This window comes from Wenyingzhuangia sp. 2_MG-2023, assembly GCF_030548295.1.
Classification (GTDB): domain Bacteria; phylum Bacteroidota; class Bacteroidia; order Flavobacteriales; family Flavobacteriaceae; genus Wenyingzhuangia.
The window spans coordinates 36,878-61,963 of record NZ_JAUOSB010000009.1 but is presented as its reverse complement, the minus strand read 5'-3'; the positions used below and the strand labels follow the sequence as shown (position 1 = coordinate 61,963).

26 protein-coding genes are annotated in these 25,086 nt (G+C 33.4%); 18 read left to right on the top strand and 8 right to left on the bottom strand.

The window, feature by feature from the left end; genetic code table 11:
* Positions 1–51: 51 nt before the first annotated feature.
* Positions 52–966: an ion channel gene (locus Q4548_RS11010; RefSeq protein WP_303454904.1), complete on the top strand. Its 915-nt coding sequence runs from the start codon at positions 52–54 to the stop codon at positions 964–966.
* 1 nt (position 967) lies between these two features.
* Here Q4548_RS11010 and Q4548_RS11005 read toward each other — a convergent pair whose 3' ends face one another.
* Complete coding sequence (locus tag Q4548_RS11005) at positions 968–1,156, bottom strand: hypothetical protein (protein WP_303454902.1); 189 nt, start codon at positions 1,154–1,156, stop codon at positions 968–970.
* A 32-nt stretch (positions 1,157–1,188) separates the two neighbouring features.
* Here Q4548_RS11005 and Q4548_RS11000 point away from each other — a divergent pair, with 32 nt between their 5' ends.
* Genes Q4548_RS11000 through Q4548_RS10980 form a run of 5 tightly spaced genes read left to right on the top strand, consistent with a single transcriptional unit; the run spans position 1,189 to position 5,436 of the window.
* Positions 1,189–1,575: a nucleoside triphosphate pyrophosphohydrolase family protein gene (locus tag Q4548_RS11000; RefSeq protein WP_303454900.1), complete on the top strand. Its 387-nt coding sequence runs from the start codon at positions 1,189–1,191 to the stop codon at positions 1,573–1,575.
* Between the two features lie 30 nt (positions 1,576–1,605).
* A complete protein-coding gene (locus Q4548_RS10995; protein WP_303454896.1) occupies positions 1,606–2,919 on the top strand; it encodes a D-arabinono-1,4-lactone oxidase in 1,314 nt (437 codons plus the stop codon).
* A gap of 44 nt (positions 2,920–2,963) precedes the next feature.
* Entirely contained in the window at positions 2,964–3,632 is a 669-nt protein-coding gene (locus tag Q4548_RS10990) for an HAD family phosphatase (RefSeq protein WP_303454893.1), read from the top strand.
* Positions 3,633–3,635: 3 nt separating this feature from the next.
* A complete protein-coding gene (locus tag Q4548_RS10985) occupies positions 3,636–4,862 on the top strand; it encodes an NAD(P)/FAD-dependent oxidoreductase (RefSeq protein ID WP_303454889.1) in 1,227 nt (408 codons plus the stop codon).
* Between the two features lie 4 nt (positions 4,863–4,866).
* The gene (locus Q4548_RS10980) at positions 4,867–5,436 is read left to right on the top strand and encodes a pentapeptide repeat-containing protein (protein ID WP_303454887.1); all 570 of its coding nucleotides are present in this window, start codon (positions 4,867–4,869) and stop codon (positions 5,434–5,436) included.
* Here the strand turns inward: Q4548_RS10980 and Q4548_RS10975 are convergent.
* Positions 5,423–5,674, bottom strand: a complete 252-nt coding sequence (locus tag Q4548_RS10975) for a hypothetical protein (RefSeq protein ID WP_303454885.1) — start codon at positions 5,672–5,674, stop codon at positions 5,423–5,425. The genes Q4548_RS10980 and Q4548_RS10975 overlap by 14 nt on opposite strands.
* Before the next feature lie 104 nt (positions 5,675–5,778).
* Here Q4548_RS10975 and Q4548_RS10970 point away from each other — a divergent pair, with 104 nt between their 5' ends.
* The 4 genes from Q4548_RS10970 to Q4548_RS10955 are packed head-to-tail and all read left to right on the top strand — an operon-like array spanning position 5,779 to position 9,753.
* Positions 5,779–6,870: a diphosphomevalonate/mevalonate 3,5-bisphosphate decarboxylase family protein gene (locus Q4548_RS10970; RefSeq protein WP_408068634.1), complete on the top strand. Its 1,092-nt coding sequence runs from the start codon at positions 5,779–5,781 to the stop codon at positions 6,868–6,870.
* A gap of 37 nt (positions 6,871–6,907) precedes the next feature.
* Positions 6,908–7,834, top strand: coding sequence for a mevalonate kinase (locus Q4548_RS10965; RefSeq protein ID WP_303454877.1), 927 nt, complete (start codon positions 6,908–6,910; stop codon positions 7,832–7,834).
* 19 nt (positions 7,835–7,853) lie between these two features.
* Positions 7,854–8,762: a geranylgeranylglycerol-phosphate geranylgeranyltransferase gene (locus Q4548_RS10960; protein WP_303454875.1), complete on the top strand. Its 909-nt coding sequence runs from the start codon at positions 7,854–7,856 to the stop codon at positions 8,760–8,762.
* Positions 8,763–8,814: 52 nt separating this feature from the next.
* Entirely contained in the window at positions 8,815–9,753 is a 939-nt protein-coding gene (locus Q4548_RS10955) for a pseudouridine synthase (RefSeq protein ID WP_303454873.1), read from the top strand.
* Positions 9,754–9,817: 64 nt separating this feature from the next.
* Here the strand turns inward: Q4548_RS10955 and Q4548_RS10950 are convergent, their stop codons facing one another.
* The gene (locus Q4548_RS10950) at positions 9,818–10,558 is read right to left on the bottom strand and encodes a tyrosine-protein phosphatase (protein ID WP_303454870.1); all 741 of its coding nucleotides are present in this window, start codon (positions 10,556–10,558) and stop codon (positions 9,818–9,820) included.
* Positions 10,559–10,705: 147 nt separating this feature from the next.
* Here Q4548_RS10950 and Q4548_RS10945 point away from each other — a divergent pair, with 147 nt between their 5' ends.
* Positions 10,706–11,662, top strand: coding sequence for an acetyl-CoA carboxylase carboxyltransferase subunit alpha (locus Q4548_RS10945; protein ID WP_303454867.1), 957 nt, complete (start codon positions 10,706–10,708; stop codon positions 11,660–11,662).
* A gap of 52 nt (positions 11,663–11,714) precedes the next feature.
* On the opposite strand, the gene Q4548_RS10940 is transcribed toward Q4548_RS10945, so the two are convergent.
* Both Q4548_RS10940 and Q4548_RS10935 read right to left on the bottom strand, forming a co-directional pair.
* A complete protein-coding gene (locus Q4548_RS10940; protein ID WP_303454865.1) occupies positions 11,715–12,110 on the bottom strand; it encodes a DoxX family membrane protein in 396 nt (131 codons plus the stop codon).
* Positions 12,107–12,688: a uracil-DNA glycosylase family protein gene (locus Q4548_RS10935; protein WP_303454863.1), complete on the bottom strand. Its 582-nt coding sequence runs from the start codon at positions 12,686–12,688 to the stop codon at positions 12,107–12,109. The genes Q4548_RS10940 and Q4548_RS10935 overlap by 4 nt, the downstream gene beginning before the upstream one ends.
* A gap of 131 nt (positions 12,689–12,819) precedes the next feature.
* Here Q4548_RS10935 and Q4548_RS10930 point away from each other — a divergent pair, with 131 nt between their 5' ends.
* From Q4548_RS10930 to Q4548_RS10900, 7 genes are all read left to right on the top strand, one after another.
* Positions 12,820–13,860 (top strand): GMP reductase, encoded by a 1,041-nt coding sequence (locus Q4548_RS10930; RefSeq protein ID WP_303454861.1) that lies wholly within the window; start codon positions 12,820–12,822, stop codon positions 13,858–13,860.
* A gap of 271 nt (positions 13,861–14,131) precedes the next feature.
* Positions 14,132–15,637, top strand: coding sequence for a hypothetical protein (locus Q4548_RS10925; protein ID WP_303454858.1), 1,506 nt, complete (start codon positions 14,132–14,134; stop codon positions 15,635–15,637).
* Complete coding sequence (locus tag Q4548_RS10920) at positions 15,637–17,253, top strand: glycosyltransferase family 2 protein (RefSeq protein ID WP_303454856.1); 1,617 nt, start codon at positions 15,637–15,639, stop codon at positions 17,251–17,253. The genes Q4548_RS10925 and Q4548_RS10920 overlap by 1 nt, the downstream gene beginning before the upstream one ends.
* A gap of 5 nt (positions 17,254–17,258) precedes the next feature.
* Positions 17,259–18,035 (top strand): glucose-1-phosphate cytidylyltransferase, encoded by a 777-nt coding sequence (gene rfbF, locus Q4548_RS10915; RefSeq protein ID WP_303454853.1) that lies wholly within the window; start codon positions 17,259–17,261, stop codon positions 18,033–18,035.
* The gene (gene rfbG / locus Q4548_RS10910; protein WP_303454850.1) at positions 18,020–19,135 is read left to right on the top strand and encodes a CDP-glucose 4,6-dehydratase; all 1,116 of its coding nucleotides are present in this window, start codon (positions 18,020–18,022) and stop codon (positions 19,133–19,135) included. Before rfbF ends, rfbG begins: the two co-directional genes overlap by 16 nt.
* Positions 19,123–20,028: an NAD(P)-dependent oxidoreductase gene (locus Q4548_RS10905; protein ID WP_303454847.1), complete on the top strand. Its 906-nt coding sequence runs from the start codon at positions 19,123–19,125 to the stop codon at positions 20,026–20,028. The genes rfbG and Q4548_RS10905 overlap by 13 nt, the downstream gene beginning before the upstream one ends.
* A gap of 2 nt (positions 20,029–20,030) precedes the next feature.
* On the top strand, positions 20,031–21,212 hold the full coding sequence (locus Q4548_RS10900) for a glycoside hydrolase family 26 protein (protein ID WP_303454845.1): 1,182 nt from the start codon (positions 20,031–20,033) through the stop codon (positions 21,210–21,212).
* Positions 21,213–21,303: 91 nt separating this feature from the next.
* Here Q4548_RS10900 and nadB read toward each other — a convergent pair whose 3' ends face one another.
* The 3 genes from nadB to Q4548_RS10885 form a co-directional block, all read right to left on the bottom strand.
* Positions 21,304–22,893 (bottom strand): L-aspartate oxidase, encoded by a 1,590-nt coding sequence (nadB, locus tag Q4548_RS10895; RefSeq protein WP_303454843.1) that lies wholly within the window; start codon positions 22,891–22,893, stop codon positions 21,304–21,306.
* A 4-nt stretch (positions 22,894–22,897) separates the two neighbouring features.
* The gene (gene nadA, locus Q4548_RS10890; RefSeq protein WP_303454840.1) at positions 22,898–23,896 is read right to left on the bottom strand and encodes a quinolinate synthase NadA; all 999 of its coding nucleotides are present in this window, start codon (positions 23,894–23,896) and stop codon (positions 22,898–22,900) included.
* Positions 23,897–23,969: 73 nt separating this feature from the next.
* Positions 23,970–25,043 carry a branched-chain amino acid aminotransferase gene (locus Q4548_RS10885; RefSeq protein WP_303454838.1) on the bottom strand — a complete coding sequence of 358 codons (1,074 nt, stop codon included), beginning with the start codon at positions 25,041–25,043 and terminating at the stop codon, positions 23,970–23,972.
* Positions 25,044–25,086: the final 43 nt, after the last annotated feature.

The window sequence follows — 25,086 nt, the reverse complement described above, 5'->3', positions numbered from 1 at the left end:
ACAGTAACAAGCAGTCTTGAGTAATCAAGGCTGTTTTTTTTTGAAATACAAATGGCAAAAGTATTAAAAGATCCTGGTGTAGGTTACAAGTCCAATAGCAATGCTCAGAGAATTATTGTTGATGGAAAATCCAATGTAAGACACATTAACAAGCCAAAAAGTATAGACGATTTATATACGTATTTGATTGAGATTTCTTGGGGCTTGTTTTTAACTTATGTTTTGATTGGTTATATAGTCATGAATATTGGTTTTGCCTTTTTTTACTTTTTTATTGGAGCTGCAGATTTTTTTGCTCCTTCAGGAAGTTTTTGGTTAGACTTTGTCAACCTATTTTTTTTTAGTGCACAAACACTAACTACAGTAGGTTATGGTGCTGTAGCTCCAAGCGGTGTTTTAGCTGGTTTTGTTTCTTCATTTGAAGCCTTGATAGGTTTAACATCATTCTCTTTTATTACAGGTCTTATGTACGGTAGGTTTTCAAAACCCAAAGCAAAAATTAAATTTTCAGACCATCTTATTATTAGAAATTTTGATGACTCCAGAGCAATGATGTTTCGGGTGATGAATAAGAGAACAAATTTGATGATTGAACCAGAGTTGAATGCCGTGATCAATATTACAGAGAAAGGAGAGAATGGTGAATTCAAACGAGCGTTTTACCAACTTCAATTAGAACGTAATAAAATTATGTATTTGCCGACTATGTGGACATTGGTTCATAAAATGAATGAAGATAGTCCACTGTTTAAGTACACAGAAGATGAATTACAAAACCTGGAAGCTGAAATATACATCCTTTTCAAATACCACGAAGAGGCATTCAATCAGAATTTGTACCAACTACATTCCTATAACTTTGAGCAGCTAAAAATAGGATACCAATTTGGTTCTTCTTACGCTTTTGATGAAGAGGGGTTTACCATTGTAGACCATGATCAATTGAATTATTTAGAAAAAATATAGCTTATTTTAAAGCAATCCTAATTATGATAAAGGCGACTGTTACCAAAATACCATAAAGAAATACTTGGATAGCTGTATTTTTGTAATGAATTTTATGACGTTTTAAATCTTTACGATAGCTCCAAATCATGGCGATTGTAAAAGCAACCACAAAAAAGATAGCAAAGTACCATTGTCCCGTAGAAAACATAGAATATAATTTTCCTCAAAATTAGTAAACAAATGAAGAATAAAATCAAAGCCGTACAAGAATTTCACACAGCCTATAAATTAGGTTTCAAAAATGAGCCAATTGCTGCCATTGGTGATGATAAAATCAATTTGAGATTCAATTTGATGGATGAAGAAAATAAAGAATATTTAGAAGCTGCACAAAATGGAGACTTGGTTGAGATTGCAGATGCGTTGGGAGACATGTTGTACATTTTATGTGGAACAATTATTGAGCATGGAATGCAACATAAAATAGAAGAGGTTTTTGAAGAAATTCAACGTAGCAACATGAGTAAATTGGGAGAAGACGGTGAGCCAATTTATAGAGAAGATGGAAAAGTTCTAAAAGGACCTAATTATTTCAAGCCTAATATTGCTAAAATATTAGAGTGTTAAACAAAAAGTAATCAACATAACAATCTTATTTTGAAACAAACCAAAGCCACAAAAAAAGAAAATCAATGGATTAGTTGGAATAAAAATGTAGTACATAGTTATGACAATTTAATCACTGTATACAAAGAAAAAGATCTGGTAGATGCTGTTGCCAATCACGATGCTATTCGTGTGTTTGGAAATCGATATTCTTCCTCAGATATTTGTGCAGGCACTCAAACATTGATAGATATTACCTCGTATAATAAAATTGTAAGGATTGATAAAAAGGCACAAGAAGTTACCGTACAGGCTGGAGCCGTTTTGGAAAATGTAATCAATGCTATTCAAGCTTGTGGTTGGTGTATTCCGTGTTTGCCAGATATTGATAAAGTTACCGTTGGTGGTGCATTGGCAACAGGAACTCACGGTACAAATGGGTATATTTTATCCAAATACATTTCTAAATTCCGTATGGTTTTAGCCGACGGAACCATCAAAGAATATACGGAAGAAGATCTAGAAACAGATGCAATTAGGGTTTCATTAGGTCTTTTAGGAGTATTTTCAGAAATTACTTTTAAGTGTGAGGCTAATTATCTTTTGCATTTGAAAGAAGCTCCAGTTAAAGATGATGAATGGGTAAATAATTTAGACGAATATTTGTCAACTTATGATTTTGTTAGGATTTTATGGTTGCCACATACAGATCATGGGTATGTAATTTTAGGAACCAAAGTAGCAAAAGATTTTAAGGTTGATGAAATACCAACACCAGAATACATAAAACACAGGAGGAAGACTTCTAAAATGTTATATAAAAGAACTAGAAAAAGGCCAAAGTTTACTGTAAGAGCTAATAGGTTACTATATAAATTGTTTTTTTCACACAAAAAAGAACATCTGGGAACTTTGTACGATGCTACGGTGACCAAATCAAGAGGAGCGACTATGGAGTTGGCAGAATGGACAGTAGCTTATTCTAAATTTAAAGAACTGTTTGTAGAATTAAAAGCTGTTCTAGATGACAAAACCAACAATGCTTTTGTTCACATTCCTATGGATGTTCGTTTTTTAAAGCAAGACAATGTTTGGTTGAGCAATGCCTATGATTCAGATGTTGTAACCATGGGCTGTGTTTGTAGAAACTCTCCTGCTGCGGATGAATATCTTGCTTTTGAAAAAGTAGAAGAAGTGTTTTTAAAATACGGAGGAAGGCCTCATTGGGCAAAAAGATTCAAATCCAAACAAGAAGAACTTTCTAAGCTGTATCCTAAATGGGATGAATTTACATCTCTTAGAAAGAAAATGGATCCTACCAACAAGTTTTTAAACCCATATTTAACAAAAATTTTTAACAAATAAAGAATGCCCTGAAATTGTTTCAGGGTATTTTTACTTAAAAAAGAATGATGAATAAAATCCCTTTTCCAAAAGCAGTACTGTTCGATTTTGACGGTGTTATTGTAGATAGTTTCAAATGTCACTATGGAGCATGGAAAACTGCTTTTAAAGAAATTTTTAACAAAGATATTTGCCCTTTTCCAGAAGCAACACATGCAGGAAAAGCTCCTTATAAAATAGCAGAATATTTTGCGGAATTTGGTGGAGATGTTAGCAAAGCTCCAGCACTAAACAAACTAAAGCAGGCTCACTTGTTAAAGACGACAACACCTCCTGAATTACTGCCAGGGGTGCATGAGCTTCAAGATTTTTTATCTGAAAACAACATTCCACACGGAATAGCGAGCAATGCATATACCGCTTTTGTGGAAAACTCGGTAAAACAAACAGGTGCTAAATTTACCATATGTATGGGGGTAGATCAGTTTGCAGAACCAAAACCAAGTCCAGTTCCTTATTTAACTTTGGCAACTCATTTGGGAATTAAAGAAGAAGATTTTAAAGAAGTATTGATTTTTGAAGATAGTTTGACTGGAATTCAAGCTGCCGCGGCAACAGGTATGGTAGCTGTTGGGTTGTTGACTCAATATTCTGAAGAGGAATTGTTAGCCAACGGAGCAGTAAAAGTTTTTCCAACTTTGTTAGAGGCTTATCAGGAGATTGTATCTTTGTAATCTATGAAACAACATTATGATGTGCTAATTGTTGGTGGAGGAGCTGCGGGTTTTTTTACGGCAATCAATACAAAAGAAAAAAACAGAAATTTGTCTGTTTGTATTTTAGAGAAAGGAAAAGAGGTTTTGCAAAAAGTAAAAATCTCAGGAGGTGGTCGTTGCAATCTTACACACGCATGTTTTGATCCTAAAGAATTGACGGAATTTTACCCTAGAGGAAAACGAGAGTTGTTGGGAGCATTTCATCAGTTTATGACAGGAGATACCATGGAGTGGTTTGAAAATCGTGGAGTGCCTTTAAAAATTGAAGCGGACAACCGTATTTTTCCGGAATCTAATTCTTCTCAATCCATTATTGATTGTTTTTTAGAAACTTCTAAAAATTTAGGAATTACTATTTCTAAAAACACAGGAGTTTTATCTATAACAAAACAAGAGGACGTTTGGAAATTACAAACCAAGGAGGGAACTTATAGCTGTGATAAATTAGTTATCACGGCAGGAAGTAGCAAGCCTGTTTGGAAATTATTGACAGAATTAGGGCATTCTATTGTAGAGCCAGTACCTTCGTTATTTACTTTTAATATCAAAGATCCTTTATTGACAGATTTGCCAGGAGTGGCTGTGCAAAATGTTGAAGTTTCTATAAAAGACACCAAATTGACTAGTACAGGACCTTTGCTAATTACACATTGGGGAACGAGTGGTCCAGCGGTGTTAAAACTCTCGGCTTTTGGAGCTGTTTTGTTGGCAGAAAAAGAGTATCAATACCAAGTAAAAGTCAATTGGTTGAGTTGCAATAGGCAACAGGCCTTAGACATTTTGTTTCAGTTTAAAAAGAGAGAAGTCAAATCTCTGTTGGAAAAAAGGAGTCCTTTTGAAACTATTAGCAAACGACTGTGGTCTCGTTTTTTAGAAATATGTGAGATTGATGGACAAGGAAAATGGGCCGATGTATCTAATAAAAAGTTAGAATTTTTAGCGGATAAATTGACTGCTACTATTTTTCATGCGCAAGGAAAAAGTACTTTTAAAGATGAATTTGTAACTGCGGGAGGAATCAAATTAAAAGAAGTGAATTTTAAAAAGTTTGAAAGCAAGCTTCATGAAAATTTATTTTTTGCGGGTGAAATTTTAAATATTGATGCCGTAACAGGTGGTTTTAATTTTCAGAACGCTTGGACTGGTGGTTGGATTGTCTCTGAAGCAATTACTCAAAAACAATCGTAAAAGAATGGATGCTTATTTTGATGAACAGGTTTTTAAGAATCAAAACTACACAGAAAAGGAGTTTCCCAAAGGGGAATACGAGCAATGTACGTTTGTAAATATAGATTTTACAAATGCTTCGTTATCCAAAGCACTGTTTTTAGACTGTGAGTTTGTAGATTGTAATTTGAGTAATGCAAAGGTAAGAGATGCCTCTTTTCAGAATGTAACCTTTCAAAATTGCAAAATGTTGGGAATCCTTTTTCATGAATGCAATACGTTTGGTTTTTCTGTAGGTTTTGAAGGATGTCAGTTGAATCATTCTTCTTTTTATCAAGTAAAAATGAAAAACACTCGTTTTCAAGATACCAAATTGATAGGAGTAGATTTTTCTGAAGCCGATTTGACCAATGCTGTTTTTTCAGCTTGTGATTTTTCAACAGCTACTTTTGAACAAACATTGTTAGAGAAATCAGATTTTAGAACTTCTGAAAACTATGAATTTTCCCCAGAAAATAATTTTATCAAAGGAGCTAAATTTTCGTTGAATTCAGTTTCTGGTTTGCTAAAAGAATATCAAATTACAATTGATTAGAAATGTCTTCAAACACTTCACCCCTGTGAGGTTTTAAAGCATCTCTGTAGGTTTTCATGTCGGTTTCGTCAACTACAATAAAAGCTGTAGCCCACATTTCATTCACTTCAGAATGATCAATTAGGTGGTAATTTAGTTTTTCTGCTTCCGCAAATTCTTTCAGATGAATACAATGGTGTTTTGCGGTTCCTAAACCAGTAACACCTCTAAAATCCCAAATTAGTTTTAGTTTTCTCATAACGCAAATATAATTTATCAAACATCCAAATTGCAATAGATGTTCTTTAAATTTTTCAAGTAGACAACATAAAACTATATTTGTAGCAAATTGAAAACATGGATATGGAGCAAAGTTTTATTCCACAAAAAATAGAGATTTTTAAAGAGTCGGGTCAAGTTACTTGGCAAACACCTAGCAATATTGCTTTGGTAAAATATTGGGGTAAAAGAGAACCTCAGTTGCCAGAAAACACATCCATTAGTTTTACATTGTCCAACTGTTGTACTACAACTACGTTGCAATATAAAAAAAGAGAAAATAAGCAAGATGGTTTTGACTTTGATGTAATTTTTGAAGGAAAAAAGAACGAAGCTTTTAAGCCTAAAATAGAAACGTTTTTTAAGAGAATAGAAGTTTATGTTCCTTTTTTGAAAGACTATTACTTTACCATTGAATCTTCTAATTCTTTTCCTCACAGTAGTGGAATTGCTTCATCCGCAAGTGGAATGAGTGCCATTGCGATGTGTTTGATGAGTTTGGAAAAAGAATTAACTCCAGACTTAACAGAAGAATTTTTTTATCAAAAAGCTTCTTTTTTAGCTCGTTTAGGTTCTGGGAGCGCTTGTAGAAGTGTAAAGGGAGAGATGGTTGTATGGGGAGAACATCCTGAAATTAAAGGAAGTTCAGATTTGTATGGTGTTGAGTTTTTGGATGAGGTAGCTCCGGTTTTTAAAAATTACCAAGACACTATTTTGTTGGTAGATAAAGGTGAAAAACAAGTGAGTAGTACTGTTGGACACGGGTTGATGCATGGACATCCTTTTGCAACACAACGTTTTGCACAGGCTCAAGAAAATATCAGTAGTATAAAGAACATTTTTACAACAGGAGAAATTGATGCTTTTATTACTTTGGTAGAGAGTGAAGCATTGACATTGCATGCAATGATGATGACAAGCCAACCTTATTTTATATTGATGAAACCAAATACTTTAGAAGTAATCAATAAAGTATGGAAGTATAGAAAGGATACTGATAGCAAATTGTGTTTTACGTTAGATGCAGGAGCCAATGTTCATTTGCTGTATCCTGAAGCAGAAAAAGAAACCGTTCAACAATTTATTTCTAAAGAATTAGCGGTGTTTTGTAAAAATGGTGAGTTTATCCACGATCAGGTGGGAATGGGAGCTAAAATGTTAGTTGACAAGCCGTAAATATTTCTATCTTTGCATTAGTTAAGATTATAAGCTTATGAAAGGACCTCTGTTTTATGCCAAAATACTGTTGTTTGGAGAATATGGAATTATCAAAGATTCCAAAGGCTTGGCCATTCCTTACAATTCATACAAAGGAGCTTTTAAACAAGCTGAAGTCTTAGAGGGAATTGCTTTAAAATCTAATGGATATTTAGCGGATTACTTAGCCTATTTAAAAGGATTAAAAACGGATATTGTTCGTTTTAATTTGGAGCAATTAGAGCAAGATATTGCTGATGGAATGTATTTTGATTCTAGCATTCCTCAAGGATATGGTGTAGGGAGTTCAGGTGCAATTGTTGCTGCTGTGTATGATAAATACGCTCAAGACAAAATCACAGTTTTAGAAAACCTAACCAAAGAAAAACTTTTAAAATTAAAAACTGTTTTTGGATTGATGGAATCTTATTTCCATGGAACTAGTTCTGGTTTGGATCCATTAAATAGTTATTTAAGTTTGCCAATTTTAATTCAATCAAAAAATGATATAGAATCTGTAGGAATTCCCTACCAGCAAAATGGAAAAGGAGCTGTGTTTTTATTAGATTCTAAAATGATTGGAGAAACACAACCGATGGTGAACATTTTTATGGAGAAAATGAAAAATGAAGGTTTTCGTAAAATGTTAAGCAATGAGTTTGTTATTTATTCAGATGCTTGTGTTGATGATTTTTTACATGGAAACGCAAAATCTTTGTTTGGAAATGTGAAAAAATTATCTAAAGTAGTGTTGGAAAATTTCAAACCGATGATTCCAAATCAATTTCATTCTTTGTGGAAAAAAGGAATTGAATCTAATGACTACTATCTCAAACTTTGTGGTTCTGGTGGTGGAGGTTATATTTTAGGGTTTGCACCAGATTTTGAAAAAGCAAAAGCATCTTTAGTAGGTCATGAGTTAGAGTTGGTTTATAGATTCTAATAAAAATTGATAGCTATAGATGGCGGCAACAAAAAAGCATAAATTTTTAGGGTTGTTTTCTGTGGTAAGGGGTTACAATGTAATATTGTTAACCATTGCTCAGTATTTGTCAGCTGTTTTTGTGTTTGATGTTGAAGCTACGTTAAAAGAAACCTTGTTAGATTGGCATTTGCATTTGGTGGTGTTGGCAACTATTTGCGTGGTTTCTGCAGGCTATATTATCAATGACTTTTACGATGCAAATATTGATGCAATCAACAAGCCTGTAAAGACTAAAATTGGGAATTGGATCAGTCAAAAAACCAAGTTGCATACTTATTTTACATTAAATTTTATTGCATTTGTTCTGGGGATATTTGTTTCTTGGAAAGCAGCAGTTTTTTTTTCATCGTATATTTTTCTTATTTGGTTGTATTCTCATAAACTTCAAAAAGACCCAGTTGTTAGGGTTTTGGCAGTTACTATTTTAGATTTACTTCCGTTTTTTGTGATTTTTGTTTATTACGAGAATATTTCTGGATTGATTATTACACACGGAGTTTATTTGTATTTGTTGGTGGTTCTAAAAGAACTAATCAAAGATTTTGAAAGAGCAAAAGGAGCTGTTTTAATGAATAGAAAAACTTTGGTTTTAAGGTATGGAGAACGCAAAATAAAAAACAGTATTTGTGTTTTTTTAAGTTTGTTGAGTATTCCCACTTACTATTTGTTAAGCTTGCCAGAAGTAGGATTGATGAGGTATTATTTTTTCACAAGTTTTGTGTGGATTCCAGTATTTGTTTTTTTCCTTTTTAGAGCCAAACAGAATAGAGATTATTTCTTATTGCACAATTTAATTAGAATTGTGTTGGTAATAGGGGTGTTTAGTCTTTGTTTTATTGATACTTCGGTCTTGTTAATCAGAATCTTAAAAGAAGTTAGGATATAATATTTTATTGAAGATTGTTTCGTAATTTTGCTGCTCAATAATTATTTATAAAATGAATAAAAGTAATCACTCGTCGGGAAGACGACAACAAGCGCAAGGAGGTAAGGGAAAATCTTTTGGAACTTCTAAATTTTCTAAAAAGAATACGTTTTCAAAACCCAAAGAAGAGGCCGAAAAATCTTCGAAAAATGGAGCAAAACCATTTTCTAAAAAAAAGCCATACAATGTTAGTGGATCAGCACCTAAAAAAGCAGTTGTGCCTAGCAATCCTACGACTCAAACAGGAATTCGTTTGAACAAATATATTTCCAATGCAGGAATTTGTTCTCGTAGAGATGCAGATACCTATATTCAAACAGGAAGTGCGACTGTAAATGGTAAGATTATCACAGAAATGGGATATAGAGTTCAACCAACGGATGAGGTTCGTTTTGACAATGTATTGATCAATCCAGAGACCAAAAGATACGTGCTTTTGAACAAACCTAAGAATTACATCACTACAATGGAAGATGAGCGTGGTAGAAAAACGGTGATGGAAATTGTGAACAAAGCTTGTAAAGAACGTATTTACCCTGTAGGACGTTTGGATAGAGATACTACTGGTTTGTTATTGTTTACCAATGATGGTGAATTGGCAAAACAATTGACACATCCAAAACACAACAAACGTAAATTGTACCATGCTACTTTAGATAAAAAAATAGCATTGAAAGATTTACAAGCCATTGCTGAAGGGCCTGAAATTGAAGGTAAAAAAGTTTGGGTAGATGATGTTTCTTATGTACAAGGACAATCTAAGAATGAGGTAGGAATTGAAATTCACTCAGGACGTAATAGAATCGTTCGTAAGATTTTTGCTCATTTTGGTTATACTGTTGTAAAATTAGATAGAGTCATTTTTGCGGAATTGACCAAAAGAGATTTGCCAAGAGGTCATTACAGACATTTAACTGCTCAAGAAGTTATCAATCTTAAGAATAGTATTTAAAATTAAGAAAGGATAATTTTAGATACCCCCAAAATAGAAATTTCTATTTTGGGGGTATTTTTGTTTAAAAAGAAAAATCTCTAATAGTGTTTTCAAAAAGAGGAGATAATAGTTTTTTGTTTTTTTGAGTAGCTATTTTTTCAATAGCATACAAATGTCTCAAGTGATGAGTATCAGTTCCTACATAAGTATACATTCCTTTTTTTAAGAGTTGCATTGCTACTTTTGTAACTCCTTTTCCGTAATGATTGGCCAAGGCATATAGATTCAGTTGAAACAAACAACCAGCAGCTATTAATTTTTCATATTTAGAAAAATCATCATGATAATAAATATATCGTTCAGGATGAGCCAAAACAGGCTTGTAACCTTTTACCTGAATCTGAAAAATAATATCAGACAAGTTAAAAGGAGGGTTTAGAAACGACATTTCTACAAGTAGGTAGTTGTCCTTTAGAGGGATGATGTCGTTTTTCATTAATAAATTGTAAAAATAATCATCCATCATGTATTCTGCCGAAGCATAAAGTTGAATAGAATCCATTCCTTTTGCTTTCAATTCAGCCTTTAATAAGGCTTCTTTTTCTTTGATAGTGGTAGAACTATTTTCCCAAACACCTCCTAAAACGTGTGGAGTTGTTCTAAAATTAGAAATTCCTAAGGCCTGCATTTTCTGAATGATTTCTATAGAGGTTTCAATATTTTTGGCTCCATCATCTATTCCTGGTAGTAAGTGTGAGTGAATGTCTACAAATCCAGGAGGAAAAAGCTCAGAAGGTTTTATTTTTTTATCGAAAAAACTCATAAAGAAAAATTTGTTTGAAATTCAAAATTACAGAATTTTCTGCCTAAGTAAAATTTAGTCAAGGGTTATTGTTAATTAAAAATTAAATAAAACCAATACTTAATTAATCGAAGTTAGTATATTTGCCTTCAGCCAAAATTTATAACGATGGAATACTTGGATTTTGAATTGCCGATAAAGGAGTTAGAAGAACAATTACAAAAATGCGCTACAATTGGTGAGGAAAGTGAAGTAGATGTAACAAATACATGCAAAGAGATTGAAGATAAAATCATCAATCTTAAAAAAGATATTTACGGAAATTTAACGCCTTGGCAAAGAGTTCAGTTGTCAAGACATCCTAATAGACCTTATACATTAGATTATATCAAAGCATTGGCGGGTGATACTTTTATGGAGTTGCATGGTGACAGAACTGTAAAAGATGACAAAGCGATTGTTGGTGGTTTAGGTAAAATTGGAGATCAGAGTTTTATGTTTATAGGACAGCAAAAAGGTATCAATACTAAAATGCGTCAATACAGAAACTTTGGAATGGCCAATCCAGAAGGATATCGTAAAGCACTACGTTTGATGCGTATGGCTGAGAAGTTTGGGATTCCTGTTGTAACGTTTGTAGATACTCCTGGAGCATATCCTGGTTTGGAAGCTGAAGAACGTGGTCAAGGAGAAGCTATTGCTCGTAATATTTTTGAAATGTGTGTGTTAAAAACACCTATTATCACAGTTATTATTGGAGAAGGAGCTTCTGGAGGAGCCTTAGGGATTGGAGTTGGAGATAGAGTGTTAATGATGGAAAATTCTTGGTACTCTGTAATTTCTCCTGAAAACTGTTCGTCTATTTTATGGAGATCTTGGGAATACAAAGAGAAAGCAGCAGCAGCTTTAAAATTGACTTCTAAAGATATGAGTGCTTTAAAATTGGTTGATGGAGTAATTCCAGAACCTTTAGGGGGAGCGCATTCTGACAGAGAAACGACTTTTAATACTGTAAGAGAAACTATTTTAAATTCATTAAAAGAGTTATTGAGTAAAGAAGAAAGTATTATGGTAAATGAGCGTATTGAGAAATATGCAAACATGGGAGTTTACGAAGAGAATTAAAATAATTAGTTATATATATAAATCCCGAGTTTTTACTCGGGATTTTTTTTGCTTATTTTTTAGTGTCTATAGCAAAACTATTGTTTTCTATATGGCTAATTAGAAAATAGAAAAAGAGTGCATAAACCATTTGTGTAGCAGCCCAATCCCAGTTTTCTACCATACAAGAACCAAAAATTAGAATTATAATAATCAAAGCACCAGCTAGGGTTGCTCTAAAGGTTTGCCATCCTATAATTAACAAAAAACCAATAGCGAATTCTAGAAAAGGGAGTACACTTGCCCACGCATATACAGACCAATCGGGAAGAATACTTTTAGAAAAAGCATTGAGCATCCAGTCTCTAAAACTATTCAATTTTGGTAGTCTAACCAATCCGTGTGCTAAAAAATTAACACCCATAGTTATGCGTAATATTGCGTAGGCAGTTTGTTGATGTTTTTTCATTTTTGAGTAGTTTTTATAATTTGTTGAATGCGGTTTCTTAAATAAAAAAGATTGTCTTTTTCAAACCAATCGTTCTTTTTTAACCAAATATTATTTCTAGGAGAAGGATGTGGTAGTACGATGTACTTGGGTGTATATTCTTGGTAATTTTTTACAGTTTCGGTTAATGTTTTTTTAGCGTTGGTCAAGTAATAATTTTGAGCATAATGACCGATTAAAAGAATGAGTTCAACATTTTTTAGCTGTTCAAAAAGTAAAGAATGCCATGTAGGAGCACATTCTTTTCTAGGAGGTAAATCTCCTGTTTTTCCTTTTCCAGGGTAACAAAATCCCATAGGAATGATGGCGAAAATTTCGGAATCGTAAAAGGTTTTTTTGTCAATATCTAGCCAGTTTCTTAATCGTTCTCCACTTTTATCATCCCAAGGAATTCCCGTATTGTGAACAATGCTTCCAGGTGCTTGGCCAATGATGACAATTTTACTGTCTAAACTAGCTGTTAAAACAGGACGAACACCGTTGCTGAGGTAAGGTGAACATAATGTGCATTTGTGGATTTTTTCTAGTAAATCTTTCATAGGGGAAAATAAAAATTTAAGATATGAAATTTTAAAATGTTGTTGATAAGTTGTGGATAGAATTTAAGCTTTCTAGACAGGTTCTTTTGTCAGAAGATGTATTTTTAAGAGTAACCATAAATGTGTAGTATATGCGTATAGAATATGATATTAAGTTAGGTTTTAAAGATGTAATGATTAGACCTAAAAGATCTACATTAAAAAGTAGGGCTCAAGTAGATTTGGAACGTGAGTTTAAGTTTTTACACAGCACAGCAACATGGAAAGGAGTTCCGGTTATGGCAGCAAATATGGATACTGTTGGTACTTTTGAAATGGCATTGGCTTTGTCTCAGCAAAAAATATTTACAGCAATACACAAACATTATTCTATAGAAGAATGGAAAGATTTTTTAGAAAGTTCTCCCAAAGATATTATTGAATACATTGCTGTTAGTACTGGCACAGGAAAGTTAGATGCTGAGAAATTAGAACATGTTTTGAAACTGAATGCTGATTTAAAATTTATTTGCATTGATGTTGCAAATGGATATTCTGAATATTTTGTAAATTTTGTACAAGAAACTAGAAATAAATATCCAGACAAAGTAATTATAGCAGGTAATGTAGTTACTGGGGAAATGGTAGAGGAGTTGTTGCTTTCTGGAGCTGATATCATCAAGGTAGGAATAGGTCCAGGTTCTGTATGTACCACAAGGGTGAAAACAGGAGTAGGTTATCCGCAATTGTCTGCAATTATAGAATGCGCAGATGCTGCTCATGGTTTAGGAGGGCAGATAATTAGTGACGGAGGTTGTGCTGTTCCAGGAGATGTAGCCAAAGCCTTTGGGGCAGGTGCAGATTTTGTAATGCTTGGTGGAATGCTGGCAGGTCATGATGAAAGTGGAGGGCAACTTGTTGAAAAAAACGGAGAAAAATATAAGGAGTTCTATGGGATGAGTTCTGAAAGAGCAATGGAGAAACATGTAGGCGGTGTTGCAGAGTACAGGGCAAGTGAAGGAAAAGCCGTTCAAGTTCCTTACAAAGGAGGAGTGTTAAAAACGGTTCAAGATATTTTAGGAGGAATTAGAAGTACCTGTACGTATGTAGGTGCTCAACGGTTGAAAGAATTGACCAAAAGAACAACTTTTATAAGAGTAGCGGAACAAGAAAATAGAGTTTATACCAAATAATTTGTAGTACAGTTTCGTTTTTTTTATTGAGAATTGAGATTTTTAGTCTTTTAAAATGTTGTAAATCATCTGATATTCTGCTCTTTGATAGCTTTGGTTTTATTTAATGGAAGTTTAACACAACTCTTGGTATTTGTACTAACTTCTGATAAAAAGATTTATATATTTGTTGGGTGAATGACATATGTTAATTGTGTTTTGAAAGCTTCTAATGAGACTGATGTTGTTACTGGTTGTAAATGTTTTTTAAGAGAAAAGTAAATTAAGAGAAATGAAATCTAGACAGGTTATATTGGGAATATTAATGATGATGATATCTCTATTTGTTTCTTCTCAAGAGAAAGACAAAGTAATGGTGCTTCAGAGCATACAGCAATCTTTAGATACAAAAGATCAAAGAGTGCTTTTGGGAATTCATTCCTTAATTGAAAAAAAGGAATATGTGAAAGCCAAAAAAAGAATGTCAGAATATATAGTAGGACATGAAAAAGATGCTCAAATTAATTGGCTATATGCTTATGTGTTACATTTAAATAAAAATTACACAGCTTCATCAGAATCTTATGAAAGAGCTATATTGTTATCATCTAAAGACAACAATATCAAATTGGACTATGCTAGAAAACTTTACGAAAGAGGAAAAATAAACAAAGCTGAAGATTTAATTTACGGATTGAAAAATTTAGATCCAGCATCAAAAGCAGAAGGTTTGGTGATGTTGGCAAATATCAATTATTGGCAAGGAGATATTAGCAATAGCAAGCGATTGATTAAAGACTTTAGAAGTGAATTTCCTAATTCTGACAAATTGGATGAATTGTCTGCAAAAATATCTAGGGAAACTGCTTTTTATATAAAAGCGAGTTATGAAATGCAAACAGATACACAGCCTTTAGAATATTCGGCTCAAAAGGCAGAAGCTGGAATTTATAAGTCTATGTATCTTAATCCTAAATTAGAAATAGAAAATTATAGCTTTACTCCCAGTGCTACAGCTTTGATAGCAAAAGTAAGCAACCAGTTTTATTTTTCGAGTATCGATTTGTCTGTAATAGCAGCATTGGGAACATATGGTAATACAGAGGGGAGTGGTTTTATAGGAGGAGTGACTGTAGCTAAAAAACTTCCGTTCAATACCAAAGTGACTCTTGGGTACAACATACATCCTGTACTAGGAACAATAGCTAGCACAACTACAAATATTACAGAAACTACTGTTTCTGGAGCTTTAGATTACAGCAATAAATTATTGCTAACAAACCTTACTTACAATCAACAATTGTTTGATAATAATACCATTAAAAATTTAGTTTTTTGGATCATAACACAACCCATAAAAATATCTAACGTAGCCATTCAATTTGGGTATAGTTTTGGTTATTCTGATTCTGAAAATGTCTTTTTTGTAGAAGATGAAGAAAATAGTACTAGTGATGCAATAGTAGGTATTTACGATCCTTATTTTACACCTAAAGAATTAGAATCAAATTCTTTTTTATTAAAGTTTAATTATCAGATGTTTCGCTTTTTGGAAATAGGAGGGGCAACCAATTATGCCGTAAAAGCGAAAGCATTAAGTCCTTATCTTTATTCTGATGGAACTTCTATAGTATTAGATTTTCCAGATGAAAAAACAATTTTTTATCCTTCAGAATCATCAGTCTTTATTAAATACGATATCAACGAAAAACTTTCTGTTAAAGGAACTTATACATATCAAGAAACGTTTTTTTATAGTAGAGATAATATAAACTTTGGAGTGAATTATAGATTTTAATGGATTCAAGATTGCGAAACGATTTATGGGAGTTTAAGGAAGCAAAAAAAGTAACTGGCTTAGATAAAGTTGTTTTTTTAGGACTGACATTTGCAGGTGTATTAAGTATTCTTAATCTAGCAGAGTGGTGGTTTAAAGGAGAGCATATTTCAAATCTATTTTTGTTTATTGTTTTGAGTCTTTTCTTTTGGTACGGAATCGTAAGAGTGGTGTTGATTTGGGTAAATTATCTACGAATTAAAAAACCAGATGAAGTTCCTGTTCCAGAAGAAAATATGAGTGTAGCTGTATACACAACTTCTGCTCCTGGAGAACCTTTATCAATGTTTGAAAACACGTTCAAAGCCTTACAGAATTTAAACTATCCACATACCACTTATTTGTTAGATAGTACTGAAGATATTGCATTTAGAAAGTTGGCAGAAGAGTATGGAGTTGTTTGGTTAGATTTGGCCAATTTGCCAGGAGCCAAAGCAGGAAAAATTAACGAAACATTAAAGAGAACAAAAGAAGAGTTTATTTTAATATTAGATCCTGATCACATTGTTTTTCCAAATTTTTTAGATCAAACCTTAGGCTTTTTTAAAGATAAAAGTATTGGTTTTGTACAAGTGAGTCAAGGTTATTACAATATGTATCGTTCTTTTACCGCAAAAGGAGCTGCAGAACAAACATATACTTTTTACGGACCTACACAAATGGGGTTGTATGGATATGGTGGTGCAGTAGCCATTGGTGCCAATTGCACATTTAGAAGAGAGGCTTTGGAAAGTATTGGAGGCCATGCTCAAGGTTTGGCAGAAGATTTACAAACATCAATAAGAATTCATGCAAAAGGATGGAAATCTGTCTACAATCCTGTTATTGTAAGTCGCGGTTTGGTTCCAGAAGATTTTGCTTCTTTTTGCAAACAACAATTAAAGTGGGCACGAGGTGTTTTTGAATTGTTGTTTGATGAAATGCCAAATGTCTTAAAGGATTTGACCTTTTGGCAAAAAATAACTTATTTGTCTATTGGAACTTACTATTTGTTTGGGGCCATTACTGCTTTTTTTATATTCATTCCTTTGCTGTTTTTTGTAACAAAGATTACTCCAGCTATTATGGATTTTACAGAGTTTTTTATACATGGATCCATTGTCTTGTTAATTGCAGTGTTGATTTATGCGTATGCCCAACGATTTTTATGTGATAGAAAAACAGAAAAAGGATTTCATTGGAGAGGTATGGTGTTAAAATATTCATGCTGGCCTGTATTTGCCTATGCATTTTATCTAACATTGATCAATAAAAAAATACCTTACATTCCTACAGCTAAAATTGCTGTTAAAGGTTTTATGAATCCCTTTGTAAAGCCATTATTGATGTATTGTGTCTTGTTTTTATTGATGCTAATTGGAGTTTATGTGGAAAGAAGGTATTATATTTCAGAAAGCGAACTGATATTTACAGCAGAAAGAACGTGGGCTATGATTGGTTTTTCAATGATTGCACTCGTACAATCTATTGGTGGAATAGGGGCGGCTTATCAGTCTATGTACATCAAAGCAGAGAATGCTTGGAACAGAATAAATATATCTTCGGATAAAAAAATAAATATTAAAAAGAAAAACTAAAATATATGAAAGTACTATTACTCGCAGGTGGATTTGGATCTCGTTTTAGTGAAGCCACAAACAAAATACCTAAACCAATGATTCCAATTGGTGGTGAACCCGTACTGTGGCACATTATGAAGTTGTATTCCACATATGGATTTCATGAATTTGTAGTGCTTTTAGGATATAAAGGACATGTGATTAAAGAATATTTTGCGAATTATTTTCTTCACAATAGTGATGTGACTATTGATTTGACGAATAATGAAATGAAAATATTGAACAATTCATCTGAACCTTGGAAAATAACGTTGCTAAACACAGGGTTACATAGCATGACAGGCGGTAGAGTTTTACAGGCAAAAGAAGTTGTTGGAGATGAAACTTTTATGCTTTCTTATGGAGATGGTGTTGGGAATATTGACATTCAAAAATTGGTGGATTTTCATAAAAGCCACGGTAAATCTGCAACCATGTCTACGTATCAACCAAGTGGACGTTTTGGAGGGGTTTCTATGGATGATGAAAGTGGAAACATTACTGAATTTATAGAAAAACCTAAAGGAGACGGACGATGGATCAATATTGGTTTTTTTGTTTGTGAACCTAAAGTGTTTGATTACATCACCAACGGATTTGAAACTATATGGGAAAACGAACCTTTGGAAAATTTAGCCAAAGACGGAGAACTGTTTGCTTATAAACACTATGGTTTTTGGAAACCTATGGATACTTTGAAAGACAATTTAGAGTTGAATGAAATGTGGAAGAAAAACGAAGCGTTATGGAAAATATGGTAAATTTTGAATCTCTTTTTGAAGGTGTATACAAAGGAAAAAATGTTCTTTTAACAGGTCACACAGGTTTTAAAGGATCTTGGTTGGCTCTTTGGTTAGAGCAAATGGGAGCTAATGTTTATGGATATTCTTTAAAAAACAAAGATGAAAAGAATCATTTAGATTTGTTGAGTTTAAATATTGTTGATAAGATTGGAGATATTAGAGATGCAGATGTTTTACAAAATTATTTTGATGAAGTACAACCAGACATTGTTTTTCATTTGGCAGCACAAGCTTTGGTAAGACCTTCTTATGAAGATCCGGTTGAGACTTTTTCTACCAATGTAATGGGAACTTTAAATGTGTACGAAGCATGTAGAAAAACACCTTCTGTAAAGGCAGTTGTAAATGTTACTAGTGACAAGTGTTATGAAAATAAAGAATGGAATTGGGGATATAGAGAAAATGAACCGATGGGGGGATACGATCCGTACAGTGCTTCTAAAGGTTGTTCAGAATTGTTAACATCATCGTATAGAAATTCTTATTTTAATAACAATGATTTTGGTAAGAAACATCAAGTTTTGTTAGGAAGTGGTCGTGCAGGAAATGTAATAGGTGGTGGTGATTGGGCTGTAGATAGATTGATTCCAGATATTGTGAAAGCAACGTCAATTGGTGATGCTGTGTTGATTAGAAATCCAAAAGCAACCAGACCTTGGCAACATGTTTTAGAGCCTTTAAGTGGTTATTTAACGTTGGGATGGAGGTTGTTAAAAGAAGACGTTTCTGTTGCAGAAGGATGGAATTTTGGTCCAGACAATCACAGCAATTTACAAGTTGGAGATATTGTAAAGTTGTCTCATGAATATTGGAACAACATTCAAGTGGAGTTTGGTAAAAATACGGATGAACATCATGAAGCAAATTTGTTAATGTTGGATTGTTCCAAAGCAAACAAAGTATTGAAATGGAAAGCTGTTTGGGGAATAGATAAAACCATTGATAAAACCATCAATTGGTACAAAGAGTATTACGAAAAAGATCAGATTTTGTCTTTTACAGATTTGACAGATTATGTATCGGATGCAAAGGCAGCAAAAATTTTATGGGCATTATAAGTTTAAAAAATAAAAGAGTTTTAGTAATAGGTGGTCATGGTTATTTAGGACGTTTTTTGGTAAACGCTTTAAAAACTAAGGAAGCTCAAGTGTTTGTAATGTCAAGAAATTGCACAGAAAGTGATACTGAATTTCCTGTAGACATCACCAATTACAATGAAACAAACCAAGTAATTCAAAAAATAAAACCTGATGTTGTCTATCATTTGGCTGCTAATATTAGTAGAGACAGAGATTTTTCTATTTTTCAGAAAATGGCAGAAATAAATGTGCAGGGGACTTTAAATGTATTGAAATCTTTGGAATCGTTGAACGCTCATTTTATTTTTACTTCGTCTAGTGAAGTTTACGGAAATAATGTGTCTCCTTTTCATGAAAATCAAATTCCCATGCCTGTTTCTCCTTATTCTTTGAGTAAGACTAATGCAGAAACTTTAATTCAGACGTATTGTAACAATCATGGTAAAAAATTTACCAATTTAAGAGTGTTTAATTTTTATGGAGAATACATGCCTGAAGAATTTTTCATTCCACAAATGATACAATCCTTAAAAAGAGGAGAAGATTTTCTGATGACTAAAGGAGAACAAGTTCGTGACTTTTTATACGTTGGAGATGTGGTGAATGCCTTGTTGATGACTGCTGAGAATACAGATTCTTATGGAGAAACAATGAATGTATGTAGCGGGCAAGGAACAAAGTTAAGTCAATTAGCAACAGCTGTAAATGCAACAATGAAGACCAAAGCTAAAATTATTTTAGGAGCAATTCCTTATAGAAATAATGAGGTTTGGGAAATGATTGGAGACAATTCAAAAATAAAACAAAGAATAGGTTTTGAGCCTACAACAAGTATAGAACAAGGTATAGAAGCCGTAATAAATCATTCTTAAGTATGTCAGTATTCAAAAAATTCTCTCGACTTTTTTACGTAATCATCGCTTTGGTATTGGGTTATTTTGTGGTTTATGGACTGGCTGCTATCAGCAAAAGATCCAAAGGACCCATAGGAGCATTGTTAGAGAATGCAAGTGATTTAGTTCAAAGCCTAGAACATAGAGTTATCTTAGAAGAAAGAGAAGTGCTAAGAGAAGATAAATTGACATGGTTTGAAAATCAAAGAAAAAATAAAGATTCTTTGATCAATTCTAAAATCATACTTTTTGGTGCTTCAGATGATAGTCAAAGAGAATCGTATGAGAATATTTTTAAGTTAGAAGATTCTTTAGCATTAACATTCCCCATCATTCATATTTACAAAGCTTGGGGAGAAAAGCCAGAGCACAAGTTTCCTGAAAATGAAATTGATGCCATTTATAGAATTGGTTCTATTCCAATGATAACTTGGGAGCCTTGGTTGAATAAATTTACACAAGAAAATTTTCCAAAAATTGATGAAGTAGATCAGAGAGATAAGCATGGAATGACAACAATTGCAAATGGATATTATGATTCTTTCTTGAAGGAATGGGCTAATGACGTTAAAAAAGTAGAACATCCTGTTTATTTAAGATTAGGGCATGAGATGAATGACCCTTATCGTTATCCGTGGGGACCTCAAAATAGCGATCCGTCTGAATACATTGATGCATGGAAGCATGTACATGATGTATTTGATAAAGAAGGAGTGAAAAATGTAATTTGGGTTTGGAGTCCGCATTTGGCTTATGGAAAATTTAAAGAATACTATCCTGGAGACGAGTATGTAGATGTAGTAGCAACAGGAGCATTGAATTACGGTACTAGTACAGGATGGAGTAAATGGTGGTCTTTCAAACAGATTTTTGGTAATTTTTACAAAGATTTGGCCTTTTTTAACAAGCCAATTATGATTGCAGAGTTTGGTTCTTTAAAACCAGGTGGAAATAGAGCAGAATGGTTTGGTGATGCATTTCATGATTTTCATGAAAAATATCCGTTGGTTAATACCATTGTGTTTTTCCATTATTCTAACGATGGAACCACTACCTACAAATCTGTAAGTTGGTATATTAGAGAAGATGAAGAAGTAACCAATGAAATAAAAAAACAATTGAAAAGTTGGGATGCCAAGATCAAGCAACCAGATATTCAATAAAACAAAAAGAGCAACCATGTGGGTTGCTCTTTTTGTTTGTGTGGCTAAAGTCTATTTGATTTGAGATAAAAAAACAAATAACTTTAGTTTTTTATTTTACACAATCTTGGTTGTAAAAACCTCCTTTGTTTTCTTTACGATCTATAGAAGATTGAATGATAAGATATGCATTGGTAATCAAGTTTCTCAATTCACAAATAGGAGCAGAAAGTTTTGCCGTTCGGTACAATTCTTTGTTTTCTTGGTACAATATTTCCAATCTGTTGGCAGCTTTCTGTAAACGGATGTCTGAGCGTACGATCCCGACGTAATTACTCATTATTTTCTGAATGTCTCTTCTATCGTGTGTAATTAAAATATGTTCTTTATTTTGAGAAGTGTTGGTGTCATCCCATGCAGGAATATCATTTCTAAACGTTAATTTGTCTAAAATAGATGAAGCATGTACAGAACTTCTATGTGCATACACAACAGCTTCTATCAATGAATTTGAAGCAAGTCTATTGGCACCGTGTAATCCTGTTCTAGAACATTCTCCACAAGCATACAAGTTTTCAATAGAGGTTTGTCCATTTTTATCCACTGCAATTCCTCCACAAATATAATGAGCAGCTGGGGTGATGGGAATGTAGTCCTTATGAACATCAATTCCTAAAGATTTACATTTTTGAGTGATGTTGGGAAAGTGATTCAAAAAGTGATCTGGATCAATATGCGTACAGTCTAAGTACGCAAAATCTTCTCCTGTAATTTTTAATTCGGTGTCAATGGCTCTTGCAACAATGTCTCTTGGAGCTAATTCCAAACGATCGTCGTATTTTTCCATAAAACGCTCTCCGTTTACATTTCTAAGAATTCCTCCTTCACCTCTTACGGCTTCGGTAATTAAAAATGCGGGAGATTGTCCAGGTTCCTGATGCAAAGCAGTTGGGTGAAATTGAATGAATTCAATATCTTGAACTTTGGCTTTTGCTCTATATGCCATGGCAATTCCATCACCAGTTGCTATTTTAGGGTTTGTAGTTGTTCTATAAACTTGACCACTTCCACCAGCAGCTAGTAAAGTAATTTTAGCTTGTATCGTTTTTATTTCTTGGGTTATTTCATCCAAAACATAAGCACCATAACAAGTAATATGATCTCTATGAGTTACTGTTTTTTCGTGACCTTGAGCTCTTAAAATATGATGGTCTGTAATAAAATCTATTGTAAAATGATTTTCTAACAAAGTGATGTTCTCAGTGCCTTCTACCTTTTGAAGCAGTGCACGTGCAATTTCATAACCTGTAATGTCTTTATGGTGTAATATTCTGTTTTGAGAATGTCCACCTTCTCTTCCTAAGCTGTAATCACCTTTTGTAGTTTTGTCAAATTGTGCTCCCCAGGCAATCAATTCATCCAAACGTTCTGGGGCTTCTTCAACTACCATTCTAACTACTTCTTCGTCACACAAACCATCACCTGCTATTAAAGTATCTTGAATGTGTTGTTCAAAAGAATCTGTATTTGTATTGGTAACCGTAGCAATACCTCCTTGTGCATATTTGGTATTACTTTCTTCTTTTTCTGCTTTGGTTACAAGTGTTACGGAAGCATTTTTATGACGGCTAGCTACTTTTAAAGCGTAAGAAAGACCTGCAATTCCAGATCCAATTACTAAAAAATCAGTTTTTTTAATCATACAATTATTTAGAAAGCTCTAACATTCTTTCGATAGGAATTAATGCATCTGCAGCCAATTTTTCAGGTACTTCAATGGCTGGTAATTCATGTTCTAAGCACAAAAATAGTTTTTTCATGGTGTTCATTCTCATGTAAAAACATTCACTACAAGCACAAGTGTTGTCTTCTTCTGCAGGAGCAGGAATCAACGTTTTTTCAGGTACTTGTTTTATCATTTCGTGCAATATACCAGCTTCTGTAGCTACAATAAATTTATTGTTTTTACTTTCTCTAGCGTATTTTAACAATCCAGCTGTAGATCCAATATAACTAGCTGTTTTTAAAATATGTGATGGAGATTCGGGATGTGCTATAATTTCTGCATCTGGGTGATCTGCGGCAATATCTAACAATTTTTCAATAGAAAAAGCTTCGTGTACCATGCAAGCACCGTCCCACAAAACCATATTTCTACCTGTTTGTTTGTTTAAATAGTCTCCTAAGTTTTTATCAGGAGCAAAAATTATTTTCTGATCTATAGGAAACGAGTTGATGATTTTTACAGCATTGGATGATGTACAAACAATATCACTCATCGTTTTTATTTCTGCAGAACAGTTGATGTAGGTAACTACTTTGTGATCGGGATATTTTTCTTTGAATTTTTTAAAATCCTCAGGAGGACAAGAGTCCGCTAAAGAACAACCCGCTTTTAAATCGGGTAGCAAAACTTTTTTCTTTGGATTTAAAATTTTAGCAGTTTCTGCCATAAAATGCACTCCTGCAAACACAATGATATCGGCACTAGTTTTAGCAGCTTCTTGTGCCAATTGTAAACTATCTCCTACAAAATCAGCAATGTCTTGAATGGCTTCTTCTTGGTAGTAATGCGCTAAAATAACAGCATTTTTCTCTTTTTTCAATCGATTGATTTCAGCCACATAATCTGTCGCATCTTTTGTTTCGATATCTAAAAAACCTTTATTATTTAAGTTTTCTTTTGCTTGGGCTAAAGTATCCATAGGAATAATTTTAAGGTACAAATTTACAAAAAAAGAGCCTAAGTAGGCTCTTTTGATTTTATGTCGTTCTTATTTAGATAGATCTAACAGCATATTTCCAACCGAAAGTATCTTCTGCTTTCCCTGTTTGAATGTCTGTAATCATCTTTTTAATTTGAGATGCATAACCGTTTTCTAATGTAGGAAGTTTGTAATCTGTTCCCTTAAAGTTAAAACTTACAATAGGATTGATAACAGCTGCTGTTCCTGCTCCAAACATTTCTAACAATGCTCCGTTTTTTGCAGCTTCTTCAATTTCGTAAACAGATACGTTTCTAACTTCAACGTTGATTCCTTCTCTTTCTGCAATAGCAAGTACACTTTTACGAGTAATACCATCTAAAATTCTATCCGAAGTTGGTGCCGTAACTAAAGTATCGTTGATTCTAAAGAAAACGTTCATGGTTCCTGCTTCTTCTAAATTTTCGTGCGTACTAGAATCAGTCCAAACTACTTGTTGATATCCAGCTTCGTTTGCCAATTTTGTTGGGTAAAATTGTCCAGCGTAGTTTCCTGCACATTTTGCAAATCCTACACCTCCACTAGCAGATCTACTGTATTTATCAGCAAATAATACGCTTACTTTACCGCTGTAATATGCTTGAGCAGGAGACAATATAAACATAAATTTATATTTCTTTGCCGGTGAAGCAGATACTCCAGGTTCTGTAGCAATGATAAATGGACGGATGTACATAGAACTTCCTTCTGTGGTTTGAATCCATTCTTTATCAATGTTTAACAACAATTCCATCCCGTCAAAAAACAAGTCTTTAGGGAATGCTGGAATTGCCAAACGTTCAGAAGATTTATTCAAACGATTAAAGTTCTCTTCAGGTCTGAATAACCAGACGACGTTGTCTAATGATTTGTAGGCTTTCATACCTTCAAATACAGCTTGACCGTAGTGAAATACTTTAGCAGATGGATCTAGAGAAATGGGACCATAAGGCCTGATTTGTGCATTTGTCCATTTTCCATCTATATAATCACATTCAAACATGTGATCTGTAAAGTTTTCTCCAAACGATAAATTGCTAAAATCTACCTCATTGATCTTAGAGGTAGTAGACTTGTTAATCGTGATGTTCTGGTTGTTTATTCCCATGATTTCGTTTGTAAAAAATATATAATGTAGAGACAAAAGTAAA

Excerpts from the sequence above, each read along its gene's own strand:
- Q4548_RS10940 (WP_303454865.1), bottom strand. The coding sequence starts at position 12,110 with ATGAAAAAACATCAACAAACTGCCTACGCAATATTACGCATAACTATG.
- Q4548_RS10955 (WP_303454873.1), top strand. The coding sequence starts at position 8,815 with ATGAATAAAAGTAATCACTCGTCGGGAAGACGACAACAAGCGCAAGGA.
- Q4548_RS10970 (WP_408068634.1), top strand. The coding sequence starts at position 5,779 with ATGGAGCAAAGTTTTATTCCACAAAAAATAGAGATTTTTAAAGAGTCG.
- Q4548_RS10965 (WP_303454877.1), top strand. The coding sequence starts at position 6,908 with ATGAAAGGACCTCTGTTTTATGCCAAAATACTGTTGTTTGGAGAATAT.
- Q4548_RS11010 (WP_303454904.1), top strand. The coding sequence starts at position 52 with ATGGCAAAAGTATTAAAAGATCCTGGTGTAGGTTACAAGTCCAATAGC.
- Q4548_RS10950 (WP_303454870.1), bottom strand. The coding sequence starts at position 10,558 with ATGAGTTTTTTCGATAAAAAAATAAAACCTTCTGAGCTTTTTCCTCCT.
- Q4548_RS10990 (WP_303454893.1), top strand. The coding sequence starts at position 2,964 with ATGATGAATAAAATCCCTTTTCCAAAAGCAGTACTGTTCGATTTTGAC.
- Q4548_RS11005 (WP_303454902.1), bottom strand. The coding sequence starts at position 1,156 with ATGTTTTCTACGGGACAATGGTACTTTGCTATCTTTTTTGTGGTTGCT.
- nadB (WP_303454843.1), bottom strand. The coding sequence starts at position 22,893 with ATGATTAAAAAAACTGATTTTTTAGTAATTGGATCTGGAATTGCAGGT.
- Q4548_RS10935 (WP_303454863.1), bottom strand. The coding sequence starts at position 12,688 with ATGAAAGATTTACTAGAAAAAATCCACAAATGCACATTATGTTCACCT.
- Q4548_RS10945 (WP_303454867.1), top strand. The coding sequence starts at position 10,706 with ATGGAATACTTGGATTTTGAATTGCCGATAAAGGAGTTAGAAGAACAA.
- rfbG (WP_303454850.1), top strand. The coding sequence starts at position 18,020 with ATGGAAAATATGGTAAATTTTGAATCTCTTTTTGAAGGTGTATACAAA.
- Q4548_RS10900 (WP_303454845.1), top strand. The coding sequence starts at position 20,031 with ATGTCAGTATTCAAAAAATTCTCTCGACTTTTTTACGTAATCATCGCT.
- rfbF (WP_303454853.1), top strand. The coding sequence starts at position 17,259 with ATGAAAGTACTATTACTCGCAGGTGGATTTGGATCTCGTTTTAGTGAA.
- Q4548_RS10885 (WP_303454838.1), bottom strand. The coding sequence starts at position 25,043 with ATGGGAATAAACAACCAGAACATCACGATTAACAAGTCTACTACCTCT.
- Q4548_RS11000 (WP_303454900.1), top strand. The coding sequence starts at position 1,189 with ATGAAGAATAAAATCAAAGCCGTACAAGAATTTCACACAGCCTATAAA.
- Q4548_RS10985 (WP_303454889.1), top strand. The coding sequence starts at position 3,636 with ATGAAACAACATTATGATGTGCTAATTGTTGGTGGAGGAGCTGCGGGT.
- Q4548_RS10920 (WP_303454856.1), top strand. The coding sequence starts at position 15,637 with ATGGATTCAAGATTGCGAAACGATTTATGGGAGTTTAAGGAAGCAAAA.
- Q4548_RS10975 (WP_303454885.1), bottom strand. The coding sequence starts at position 5,674 with ATGAGAAAACTAAAACTAATTTGGGATTTTAGAGGTGTTACTGGTTTA.
- Q4548_RS10980 (WP_303454887.1), top strand. The coding sequence starts at position 4,867 with ATGGATGCTTATTTTGATGAACAGGTTTTTAAGAATCAAAACTACACA.
- Q4548_RS10930 (WP_303454861.1), top strand. The coding sequence starts at position 12,820 with ATGCGTATAGAATATGATATTAAGTTAGGTTTTAAAGATGTAATGATT.
- Q4548_RS10960 (WP_303454875.1), top strand. The coding sequence starts at position 7,854 with ATGGCGGCAACAAAAAAGCATAAATTTTTAGGGTTGTTTTCTGTGGTA.
- Q4548_RS10925 (WP_303454858.1), top strand. The coding sequence starts at position 14,132 with ATGAAATCTAGACAGGTTATATTGGGAATATTAATGATGATGATATCT.
- Q4548_RS10905 (WP_303454847.1), top strand. The coding sequence starts at position 19,123 with ATGGGCATTATAAGTTTAAAAAATAAAAGAGTTTTAGTAATAGGTGGT.
- nadA (WP_303454840.1), bottom strand. The coding sequence starts at position 23,896 with ATGGATACTTTAGCCCAAGCAAAAGAAAACTTAAATAATAAAGGTTTT.